The following is a 10,853-nucleotide window of genomic DNA, read 5'->3' as shown; positions in this document are numbered from 1 at the left end:
GTTGCGTTACTCACTCGCCGGTTTCCTTCACGGCAATAGCGACGAGGTCGAGGCTGTCGTCGATGTCGGGTTCGCTGATGCTGAAGTCGTCGACGGTGATGCCCTCGACGTCGCGGGTGAGATCTTCCGGCCAGGGCTCGCCGGCCAACGCGCGGTCGATCTGCGCATTGATGAACGATCCGCCGTGCTTGGCGTCGAGTTCCTTCAGGCGCGAACCGTGGTGGACGCCGGTCATCAACTGAACGCGGAATCCGGCGTCTTCGAGCAATTCGGTCATTTCGGAGGCGTTGAGCTCACGAGTGTGGAAAGGGTTGAGCGGCGTGTCGCGGCCGGGGGAGAAGGTGATCCGGTTGGGGGTGCTGATGAGAAGTTCACCGCCGGGAGCGAGAACTCGGAAGCATTCGCGCAGGAACTGACCCTGATCCCACAGGTGCTCGATCACCTGGAAATTGACGACGACGTCAACCGAGTTGTCCGCCAGTGGAAGCTCGGCGAGGTTGCCGTGGAGCATCTCGACGCGGGGGTAGCGGGCACGGACGTGCTCGACCGCGGAGATGTCGTAGTCGAGGCCGGTAACCTTTGTTGCGACGTCCGCAATCATGTTGGCGCCGTAGCCTTCTCCGGAACCGGCCTCGAGGACTCGGCGGTCCGTGCAGCGCTCCAGAAGTGCGCGGTACACCACTTCGTGGCGTCGGAACCAGTAGTTCTCCTCGGGGATTCCTGGCACGGTTCGTTCGCCCGTCAAGGGCAGGGGTGCGTCCTCGTGGTTGCTGACACTCGTTTCACTCACCCGTGCGAGATTAGTGCCATCCGAGTAGAACGTGTTCGCCGTGGTCCAGATCACTGCTGTCAATTCCTGTTCGTGCCGTTATGGTGGACGAGGTTCCACGTTAAGTTACCCACCGGTAACTTAACGTGGGGTAATCTAACGCACAGCCGACGTGAACCGAGAAATTCGCCCGTAGGGAGACCTGTCGGACTCTCTTATCGGACGCTCGGACTGCGCGAGCACCACAGACGATTTATCAGGTGAATTACACACAGGAGGTCGACGAAGACCCATGACGAATATCGTTGTTTTGATCAAGCAGGTCCCCGACACATGGTCCGAGCGCAAGCTGACCGACGGCGACTACACGCTTGACCGTGAAGCCGCCGACGCAGTCCTCGACGAGATCAACGAGCGCTCCGTCGAAGAAGCACTCCTTATCAAGGAAGCTCAGGGCGGTGAGGTAACGGTGCTGTCCGCAGGTCCCGACCGCGCCACCGACGCGATCCGCAAGGCTCTCTCGATGGGCGCCGACAAGGCCGTCCACATCAACGACCCGGCACTGCACGGCTCCGACGCGATCCAGACCGCATGGACGCTCGCTGCTGCTCTCGGACAGATCACCTTCGAGAACGACGAGCCTGCCGACCTGATCATCGCCGGCAACGAGGCCACCGACGGCCGCGTCGGCGCTGTTCCGGCCATCATCGCCGAGTATCTGGGCATCCCGCAGCTCACGCAGCTGCGCAAGGTCGTCGTCGCCGACGGCAAGATCACCGGTGAGCGCGAGACCGACGAGGGCGTCTTCGGCCTCGAGGCTTCGCTGCCCGCGATCGTCTCGGTCACCGAGAAGATCAACGAGCCGCGCTTCCCGTCCTTCAAGGGCATCATGGCCGCGAAGAAGAAGGAAGTTCTCGTCTACACGCTGGCCGACCTCGGAGTCGACCCGGAGACCGTCGGAGTTGCCAACGCCGGCACCACCGTGACGTCCTCCACCCCCAAGCCCCCCCGTACCGCTGGTGAGCGCATCGTCGACGAGGGAGACGGTGGCACCAAGATTGCCGCGTACCTCGTCAGCAACAAGGTCATCTGATCGCGCCCTTCTAGACATCCAGCAGAAGAACTCAGGGAGAGTTAAGTCATGGCAGAAGTACTTGTGCTCGTAGAGCACGCAGAGGGTGCGCTGAAGAAGGTCAGCACCGAACTCATCACCGCTGCACGCGCACTCGGTGAGCCGTCGGCAGTTGTCGCCGGCCCCGCGGGCACCGCAGCAAAGCTCGCCGACGCTCTGGCAGCAGCCGGCGCCGAGAAGATCTACGTCGCCGAGTCCGACGACATCGACGGCTACCTCGTCACCCCCAAGGTCGACGTTCTCGCCGCTCTGGTCGAGTCCACCAGCCCGGCAGCAGTCATCACCGCAGCCGGCACCGAGGGCAAAGAGGTTGCCGGTCGTCTGGCTGCACGTCTGGGCTCCGGATTGCTGACCGACGTCATCGAGATCAAGGCTGACGGCACCGGCGTCCACTCCATCTTCGGTGGCGCGTTCACCGTCGAGGCCAAGGCCAACGGCGACGTTCCCGTCTACTCGGTTCGTCCGGGCGCAGTCGAGGCTGCTCCGCAGGCCGGCGCAGGCGAGCAGATCACCGTCGAGGTTCCGGCCCAGGACGAGAGTGCCGTCAAGGTCACCTCGCGTGAGCCCATCGTCGGCGGCGACCGCCCCGAGCTCACCGAGGCGTCGGTTGTCGTCTCCGGTGGACGTGGTGTCGGCAGCGCGGACAAGTTCTCCGTCGTAGAAGAGCTGGCCGACTCCCTCGGCGCTGCAGTCGGTGCTTCGCGTGCCGCTGTGGACTCGGGTTACTACCCCGGACAGTTCCAGGTCGGTCAGACCGGTAAGACGGTCTCGCCGCAGCTGTACATCGCGCTCGGAATTTCCGGTGCCATCCAGCACCGTGCCGGCATGCAGACGTCCAAGACCATCGTCGCGGTCAACAAGGACGAAGAGGCACCCATCTTCGAGATCGCCGACTTCGGCATCGTGGGCGACCTGTTCAACGTCGCACCGCAGCTCACCGAAGCTGTGAAGTCCCACAAGGGCTGAAAAGCACAAACTGCTGTGCGCCTTTATCAACCCCCCGCGGTTGATAAAGGCGCACAGTGCTTTATTCACCCGGCCTGCATCGGCATGTCACTTCGTCGATACCGAGACGCCGTTCGCGCTCGATAAACCTTGCGCATGACAATTACGTCAGTCCTTCGCTCCGCGAGTGACAATCTCGGCCGTGAGGTCGCCCAGCCGAGATATTCCCTGATCGTCTCCTCCGACCGCGAGCATCGTGTCGCTGCGCAGCGCCTTCGATACCGAGTGTTCGCCTCCGAGCCAGGCTTCTCCCTCCCCGCTTCGGCCGGGGTGTTCGAACTCGACGCCGACGCCTTCGACGAATTCTGTGATCATCTACTCGTTCGTGACAACATCACCGAGGAGTACGTCGGCTGCTACCGAATGCTGCCGCCGGATTCCGCCGCGGCGGCGGGTGGGTATTACACCGCAACCGAATTCGACATCTCCGCGCTCGATCCGGTGTCGAACAGGATCGTCGAAATGGGTCGCGCGTGCGTCGATCCCGCGCACCGCACCGGATCCGTCCTGAGCCTGATGTGGTCGGGCATCCTGCACTATCTCGAATTGACCGGATACGAGTGGGTGATGGGCTGCGTCTCCGTGCCCGTCTTGCCAAGCCCCGATTCAATCGCCGGCGCCGATGTCCGCGGCGTCCGTGACTTCGTGATGAACAAGCACGCCAGTCCGGGGTCGCGGCGGGTGATCCCACGAAACCCGGTGGTCCTCGGGGGTCTGACGCTCGACGAGATCGCCGCACCGGAACGCGTGACGATGCCGCCGTTGCTCCGTGGTTACTTGCGGATGGGCGCGATGATCTGCGGGGAGCCCGCCCACGATCCCGAGTTCGGTGTGGCCGATTTTGTTGCGCTGCAAGGCCTTCACTCCGCCAACAAGCGGTACCTCGAACGGCTGCGATCGGCGGCCGCCGCACACGAGTCGGGGATCGGCTGATGACCGCGGCGGTGCCGTACTGGGTGCCGACGAGCCCCTGCGGCGACGGGTGCCTACCCGCGGACGCACCCGGTGTGTCGAGTATCACCGTGATGGCCCGCGGGGTCATGGTCGGTGCCGCACTGTTGACTGCGCCTGTGCTTTCGGCCGGCTGGCTGCTCCCGCGCACCTGGCGTACTGAGATGCAACGCGGATACTCGCGCGCGTTGCTTCGTTGTCTGGGGATGAAGCTGACGGTCGACGATCAGCGGTTGGGGCGCGCGGAACCTGACGGGGTCATGGTTGTCGCCGGTCACGTGTCCTGGACCGACGTCCTCGTCGCGAGCGCCGTTGCTCCGGCCAACTTCGTCGCCCGCGCCGACCTGCTCGACTGGGCAGTGCTCGGCGGTCTCGCGCGCCGGATGCGCGTCGTCCCCATCGACCGCGCTCGCCTGCGTGAACTCCCCGGAACCGTCGACGTCGTTCGCGAACGCCTGCAGCGAGGTGTCCGGGTGATGGTGTTTCCCGAGGGGACGACCTGGTGCGGGCGGGCGTACGGCGGTTTTCGTCCGGCGATGTTCCAAGCAGCCGTCGACGCCGAATGCCCGGTTCAGCCGATGGCGATCCGCTACGAGAACGCCGACGGTTCCCTGTGCACCGGACCCTGCTTTGTCGGCACCGAAACGATCGGTCAGTCCATCCGTCGGATCCTGCGTCAGAAGAACGTCGAGGTGAAGGTCAGGCTGGCTCCGCTCGAGGAGGCAGGGGAGTGTCGAGCCGATCTCGCGCAGCGATGCGAGAGCGCCGTACGCGGCGTCGACATCGTCGATCTGGCAGCTCACGACATCTTCGACCCCGCACCGGAACTCGTGACACAAGCCATGGGACAAATCGATCCTTCCCCGGCGATGAGCGCTTAGCCTGCTGAGCGAGGCTGGTCGAACTCTCGTGCTGGGCTATCCTTGTCAAGCCATGACTCTGCCTGCACACAGTGCCCACGCCGGATTTCCGGTGTACCTCGATCATGCCGCCACGACTCCGATGTCGGCAGCCGCTATCGAGGCGATGACCGATACCTTCAAAACCGTGGGCAACGCGTCCTCGCTGCACGGCTCCGGCCGTGCGGCCCGGCGCCGCGTCGAGGAATCGCGCGAATCGATCGCCGCCAGCCTGGGTGCGCGGCCGTCGGAGGTCATCTTCACCTCCGGAGGCACCGAGAGCGATAATCTCGCGGTCAAGGGCATCTACTGGGCTCGCCGTGACGCAGACCCGCGACGCACTCGCATCCTGGCCAGCTCCGTCGAGCATCATGCTGTGCTCGACGCCGTCGAGTGGCTCGAGCAGCACGAGGGCGCGCGCGTGACGTGGTTGCCGGTCGACGAGAACGGTGTCGTCGACCCGCAGACCTTGCGTGACGAGCTTTCCGTCCACGCCGACGAGGTAGCACTCGTGACGGTGATGTGGGCCAACAACGAGGTCGGCTCGATCATGCCGATCGTGGAGTTGGCGGAGATTTCGGCTGAGTTCGAGATTCCGATGCACAGCGACGCGGTTCAGGCAGTTGCACAATTGCCGGTCGATTTCGCGGCGAGCAAATTGGCCGCGCTGAGCATCGCGGCGCACAAGTTCGGTGGTCCGCACGGCGTCGGCGCGCTTCTGCTCGGACGCCAGGTTCCCTGTGTGCCGCTCCTTCACGGCGGCGGACACGAACGTGATCTGCGTTCGGGGACGCCGGACACCGCGGGAGTTGTCGGGATGGCTGCGGCGCTGCGCGCGAATGTCGCGAACTTCGATTCGAGCACAAGGGAATTGGCGAAGCTGCGTGACCGTTTGATCGGCGGGGTCCTGGAGATCCTTCCCGAGTCGGTGCTCAACGGCCCGACCGGTTCCGATCGGCTTCCCGGTAACGCGCACTTCACCTTCCCCGGTTGCGAGGGCGATTCGTTGTTGATGCTGCTCGACGCTGCCGGTATTGAATGTTCCACCGGTTCGGCCTGCACCGCCGGTGTGGCCAGGGCCAGCCACGTCTTGATTGCGATGGGCGTCGAATCGCCCGTCGCGCGTGGCTCACTGAGATTTTCGCTCGGACATACGTCGAGTGTCACCGATGTGGACGCGCTCATCGCTGCGCTTCCACAAGTAGTAGAGCGCGCTCGGGCCGCCGGTCTTGCCGGTGCCGGTTCGCGTGGAGGGGATCGCTGATGCGAGTACTCGCAGCCATGAGCGGAGGTGTCGACTCCGCTGTCGCCGCCGCCCGCGCTGTCGCCGCCGGACACGACGTCGTCGGCGTTCATCTTGCTTTGTCCACGGCGCCGGGCGCATTGCGGACGGGTTCGCGTGGATGCTGCTCGAAGGAAGATGCCGGCGACGCCAGGCGCGCCGCCGACGTTCTCGGAATACCCTTCTACGTCTGGGATTTCGCCGATCGCTTCAAGGAAGACGTGATCGACGACTTCGTGGCGTCGTACGCAGCGGGTGAGACCCCCAATCCGTGCCTGCGCTGCAACGAGAAGATCAAGTTCACCGCACTCGCCGACCGTGCAGTCGCTCTCGGCTTCGACGCCGTGGCGACCGGTCACTACGCGCGCCTCGAAGACGGCGTCCTGCGCCGGGCGGTCGACGCTGACAAGGACCAGTCGTATGTCCTCGGTGTGCTGACGGCTGAGCAGCTTTCGCGAGCGATGTTCCCGATCGGTGACACACCGAAAGAACAGATCCGCGAGGAAGCCGCCGAGCGCGGTCTGGCTGTGGCGAACAAGCCTGACAGTCACGACATCTGCTTCATCCCGACCGGCGACACACGAGCATTCCTGGGTGCGCGCATCGGCGTTCGTCCGGGAAGCGTCGTCGACGCCGATTCGGGTGAAGTCCTCGCTGCACACGACGGCGTACACGGCTTCACGATCGGACAGCGCAAGGGTCTCGGCGTCGAAGGTCCGGCGGGTGACGGCCGTCCGCGGTACGTGACCGCGATCGAGCCCGAAACCGGAACGGTCCGAGTGGGTTCGGCCAAGAATCTCGACGTCTGGGCCATCTCGGCGCAGCGTGCGATCTGGACCTCGGGCCAGGCGCCGGAGGGCCCCGTCGAATGCATGGTGCAGGTTCGTGCGCACGGTGGACTGGCGCAGGCCGTTGCGGAGGCCGTCGACGACGGTACTTCGAGCGGCGGTATCTCGATCTCGTTGCGCGAACCACTGACCGGCGTCGCAAAGGGACAGGCCGTCGTGTTGTATCGCCCCGACCGAGAACTGGGCGACCAGGTTCTCGGCAGTGGCACCATCTCGGGCACCGAATCCGAGCCGAACACACTGTGACGCAGCAGGTTTCCATCGGTGGTCTCGTCACCGGAATCGGATCCTGGCCGGGCACGGATGCCCGCGAAAGTGCCGCAACCATCCTCGGTGAGCTGGGTGGTTTCCCGCATCTGGTGGAGTTGCCGAGCCGCGGTCTCGGCGCTGACATGGTCGGCCGGGCGGGGGCAATTCTGGTCGACATCAACCTCGACGCCTCGACCCGTGCCTATCGAGTCGTGCCTCGGCGGGGCAATGTCGCGAAGCGAGCCGAGGACTTTCTGAATCAGGATCTCGATGCGCTCGAGGAAGCCTGGGAGTCGGCGCGCTTGGTCGGCGGAGACCACGTCGTCAAGCTTCAAGTCGCCGGCCCGCTGACACTCGGCGCCGAGATCGAAGTCGCAAACGGTTCGCGAGTTCTCGTCGACCGCGGTGCGCTCCGCGACATCGCAGAATCACTCGGTGAGGGTCTCGCGCGTCATGCGGCAGAGGTCACTCGCCGCACCGGCGCCGCAGTGGTGATCCAGTTGGACGAGCCGCAGATCGCGGCAGTTCTGGCCGGTTCGCTGCCTGGGCGCACCAAGATGGAGAGCGTTCCGGCACTGCCGGAACCCGAGGCACTCGCCGTACTCGACTCGACGATCAGCGGTTGCGGACTGCCCACAATCGTCCACAGTTGCGGCACAGACATGCCGTGGGATCTACTGAGGCGAAGCCAGGCGTTCGGCGTGAGCTTCGACATGTCGCTCATCGGCTCACGCGATCTCGACGGTATCGGCCAGTTGTTCGACGCCGGCAAGGAATTGGCGCTCGGTCTGGTTCCGTCCGCCCCGCCGGAAAAGCCGGTGACGTGGAAAGAGTGTGCGATGCCCGCCGTCACACTGGTAGATCGTCTCGGCTTCTCTCGTGAACTCCTGCAGACCCAGGTCGCGATCACTCCGCGTTGCGGTCTTTCGGGTGCGAACCTCGACTGGGCTCGTGCCGCCCTTCGGCTGTGTACAGACGTCGGCAAGGCATTGGTGGACGATCCGTCGGCGTTCTAGTGTGTGCGTTCCGATGTGGAGTCGTGTGGTGTGTCGGTGTGAACCGATAATCTTCTAGCTGTGACTGAAACCGCGGATGCAATGCAGCCAGCGCCCAACGAGGCGCGCGAGCAGTGGACGGAGCTGGCCGAAGAGGTACGCCAGCATCAGTTCCGCTACTACGTTCGTGATGCGCCCGTCATTTCGGACGGTGCATTCGACACATTGCTCGGGCAGCTCAATGCTCTCGAAGAGCAGTACCCGGATCTGCGAACTCCCGACTCTCCGACGCAACTCGTCGGTGGCGGATTCGCGACGGACTTCACGTCCGTCGACCACCTCGAGCGGATGCTCAGCCTCGACAACGTCTTCGACGAGTCGGAGCTCCGAGCATGGATCGCCAAGGTCGAGCAGGAAACCGGGCCGGAACTGCACTATCTCTGTGAAGTGAAAATCGATGGTGTCGCCCTCAATCTCGTCTACGAGAACGGCAAACTCGTTCGTGCCGCAACCCGCGGTGACGGTCGTACGGGCGAGCTGGTCACGCTCAACGCTCTGACGATCAACGACATCCCGGAGCGCCTTACCGCCACGGACGAGTACCCGATTCCGAGCCTGCTCGAGGTGCGTGGCGAGGTGTTCTTCCGCCTCGAGGACTTCGCAGCACTCAATGCCTCCCTGGTGGAGGAGGGGAAGGCGCCGTTCGCCAATCCGCGCAACTCCGCGGCGGGCTCCCTGCGTCAGAAGAATCCTGCCGTCACCGCGCGTCGCCGCCTCGGAATGATCTGCCACGGGTTCGGGCGCATGGAAGGTTTCGAGCCGGCCTCGCAGTACGACGCCTACGTGGCCCTCGCCGCCTGGGGTCTGCCGGTGTCCACGCACACCTCACGGGTGGTCGGCGCCGACGCCGTGGTCGAGAAGATGAAGTACTGGGGAGAACACCGCCACGACGTCGAGCACGAGATCGACGGATTGGTGGTCAAGGTAGACGAGATGTCGTTACATCGACGTCTGGGCACCACGTCGCGCGCACCACGGTGGGCTATCGCGTACAAGTACCCGCCGGAAGAGGTCACGACCAAGCTCCTCGACATCCGGGTCAGTGTCGGACGTACGGGTCGTGTGACGCCGTTCGCGTACATGGAACCCGTCACGGTGGCGGGTTCCACTGTGTCCTTGGCCACGCTGCACAACGGATCCGAGGTCAAGCGCAAGGGTGTGCTGATCGGCGACACCGTGGTGTTGCGTAAGGCCGGAGACGTTATCCCCGAGGTCCTCGGGCCCGTGGCAGACGTTCGTGACGGTACCGAGCGCGAGTTCGTCATGCCGACGCATTGTCCCGAGTGCGGCACGTTGTTGGCACCCGCGAAAGAGGGCGACGTCGACGTGCGATGCCCCAATCAGCAGTACTGCCCGGCGCAGTTGCGCGAGCGCGTGTTCCACGTCTCGGGGCGCGGTGCATTCGACATCGAGGTGCTCGGTTACGAGGCCGCGACCGGGCTGTTGGAGGCGAAGGTCATCGGCGACGAGGGCGATCTCTTCTCACTCGACGCCGAGAAACTGATCGAAGTTCCGATCTTCCGCACCAATGCGGGATCCCTGTCCGCCAACGGAAAACGCTTGCTGGCCAACCTGGATTCGGCCAAGGACAAGCCGCTGTGGAGAGTGCTTGTGGCACTGTCGATTCGGCACGTCGGCCCCACTGCCGCGAGGGCGTTGGCCGGCGAATTCGGCTCGCTGCAACGCATTCGGGAAGCCTCGGTCGACGAGTTGGCTGCAGTGGACGGCGTCGGATCGACTATCGCCGCCGCCGTCGTGGAGTGGTTCTCCGTCGACTGGCATCAGCAGATCGTCGACAAGTGGGCGTCGGCCGGAGTACGCATGGAGGACGAACGCGACGATTCGATTCCGCGCAATCTCGAGGGCCTCTCGATCGTCGTCACCGGTTCGCTCGAGACCTACTCGCGTGATCAGGCGAAGGAAGCGATTCTGGTGCGCGGCGGTAAGGCGGCAGGGTCGGTCTCGAAGAAGACTGCGTTTGTCGTCGTCGGTGAAGCGCCCGGTTCCAAGCACGACAAGGCGGTCGAATTGGGTGTGCCGGTGCTCGACGAAGACGGCTTCCGGCGGTTGCTCGAAGATGGCCCGGATGCGGTCGCTCCCACCGATTTGGACGAACCAGAGTGACTTTGTCCGATTTCTGAGATTGGTGTGCTGGGTGCGATAGTGACGCCATGATCGAGATTCGTGAAGTTCTACCGGCTGAGTTCGAGACCGTCGGGGAGCTGACTGTGCAGTCGTACGTGGGTGGCGGATTTGTCGCCGGCGGATCGCCGTACGCGGAGCGCCTGCGAGACACCGCAACTCGGGTGGAGCAGGGCCGGGTGCTGGTTGCGGTTCTCGGTGACGAAGTCGTGGGCTCGTTGACGATCGCAGAACCCGGCACGCCCTTCGCGGATGTTGCGCAGAAGGGCGAACTCGAGTTCCGCATGCTCGCAGTCTCGCCGCAAGCTCGGGGATCGGGCGCCGGAACCGCATTGGTTCGCGCAGTGATCGCCGAAGCCTACGACCGCGGCGATCACTCGGTGGTCATCTCGACGCAGCCCGAGATGGTCGATGCCCGTCGTATCTACGACCGCAACGGTTTCGTCCCCGATCCCGAGCGGGCGTGGGAGCCGATTCGCGGTATGGAACTGACCGTCATGGTGCGCGGCCTGGCCTGATCA

At 64.4% G+C, this 10,853-nt stretch carries 10 protein-coding genes; 9 read left to right on the top strand and 1 reads right to left on the bottom strand.

The genetic code is table 11. From position 1 onward, the window contains the following. Positions 1-10: 10 nt before the first annotated feature. Positions 11-790 carry a class I SAM-dependent methyltransferase gene (locus ABIE52_RS10220; protein ID WP_042451468.1) on the bottom strand — a complete coding sequence of 260 codons (780 nt, stop codon included), beginning with the start codon at positions 788-790 and terminating at the stop codon, positions 11-13. A gap of 271 nt (positions 791-1,061) precedes the next feature. Here ABIE52_RS10220 and ABIE52_RS10215 point away from each other — a divergent pair, with 271 nt between their 5' ends. From ABIE52_RS10215 to ABIE52_RS10175, 9 genes are all read left to right on the top strand, one after another. Further along, positions 1,062-1,862, top strand: a complete 801-nt coding sequence (locus ABIE52_RS10215; RefSeq protein WP_003944754.1) for an electron transfer flavoprotein subunit beta/FixA family protein — start codon at positions 1,062-1,064, stop codon at positions 1,860-1,862. 48 nt (positions 1,863-1,910) lie between these two features. After that, positions 1,911-2,867, top strand: a complete 957-nt coding sequence (locus tag ABIE52_RS10210; RefSeq protein WP_003944698.1) for an electron transfer flavoprotein subunit alpha/FixB family protein — start codon at positions 1,911-1,913, stop codon at positions 2,865-2,867. A 135-nt stretch (positions 2,868-3,002) separates the two neighbouring features. Continuing rightward, complete coding sequence (locus ABIE52_RS10205) at positions 3,003-3,839, top strand: GNAT family N-acetyltransferase (protein WP_064075199.1); 837 nt, start codon at positions 3,003-3,005, stop codon at positions 3,837-3,839. Continuing rightward, a complete protein-coding gene (locus ABIE52_RS10200) occupies positions 3,839-4,738 on the top strand; it encodes a lysophospholipid acyltransferase family protein (protein ID WP_192712522.1) in 900 nt (299 codons plus the stop codon). Before ABIE52_RS10205 ends, ABIE52_RS10200 begins: the two co-directional genes overlap by 1 nt. A gap of 52 nt (positions 4,739-4,790) precedes the next feature. Further along, a complete protein-coding gene (locus ABIE52_RS10195; RefSeq protein ID WP_058038603.1) occupies positions 4,791-6,020 on the top strand; it encodes a cysteine desulfurase family protein in 1,230 nt (409 codons plus the stop codon). Next, positions 6,020-7,132: a tRNA 2-thiouridine(34) synthase MnmA gene (gene mnmA / locus ABIE52_RS10190; RefSeq protein ID WP_042447455.1), complete on the top strand. Its 1,113-nt coding sequence runs from the start codon at positions 6,020-6,022 to the stop codon at positions 7,130-7,132. Before ABIE52_RS10195 ends, mnmA begins: the two co-directional genes overlap by 1 nt. After that, positions 7,129-8,151: a uroporphyrinogen decarboxylase/cobalamine-independent methonine synthase family protein gene (locus tag ABIE52_RS10185; RefSeq protein ID WP_118602671.1), complete on the top strand. Its 1,023-nt coding sequence runs from the start codon at positions 7,129-7,131 to the stop codon at positions 8,149-8,151. The genes mnmA and ABIE52_RS10185 overlap by 4 nt, the downstream gene beginning before the upstream one ends. An 81-nt stretch (positions 8,152-8,232) precedes the next feature. Then, positions 8,233-10,314 (top strand): NAD-dependent DNA ligase LigA, encoded by a 2,082-nt coding sequence (ligA, locus tag ABIE52_RS10180; RefSeq protein WP_007729389.1) that lies wholly within the window; start codon positions 8,233-8,235, stop codon positions 10,312-10,314. A 47-nt stretch (positions 10,315-10,361) separates the two neighbouring features. Next, positions 10,362-10,850 carry a GNAT family N-acetyltransferase gene (locus tag ABIE52_RS10175; RefSeq protein WP_003944764.1) on the top strand — a complete coding sequence of 163 codons (489 nt, stop codon included), beginning with the start codon at positions 10,362-10,364 and terminating at the stop codon, positions 10,848-10,850. The last annotated feature ends 3 nt before the right edge of the window (positions 10,851-10,853 follow it).

The sequence above is a fragment of the Rhodococcus sp. OAS809 genome, assembly GCF_040546695.1.
Taxonomy (GTDB): Bacteria; Actinomycetota; Actinomycetes; order Mycobacteriales; family Mycobacteriaceae; genus Rhodococcus_F; species Rhodococcus_F qingshengii.
This window is presented reverse-complemented; position numbering and strand designations above follow the sequence as displayed.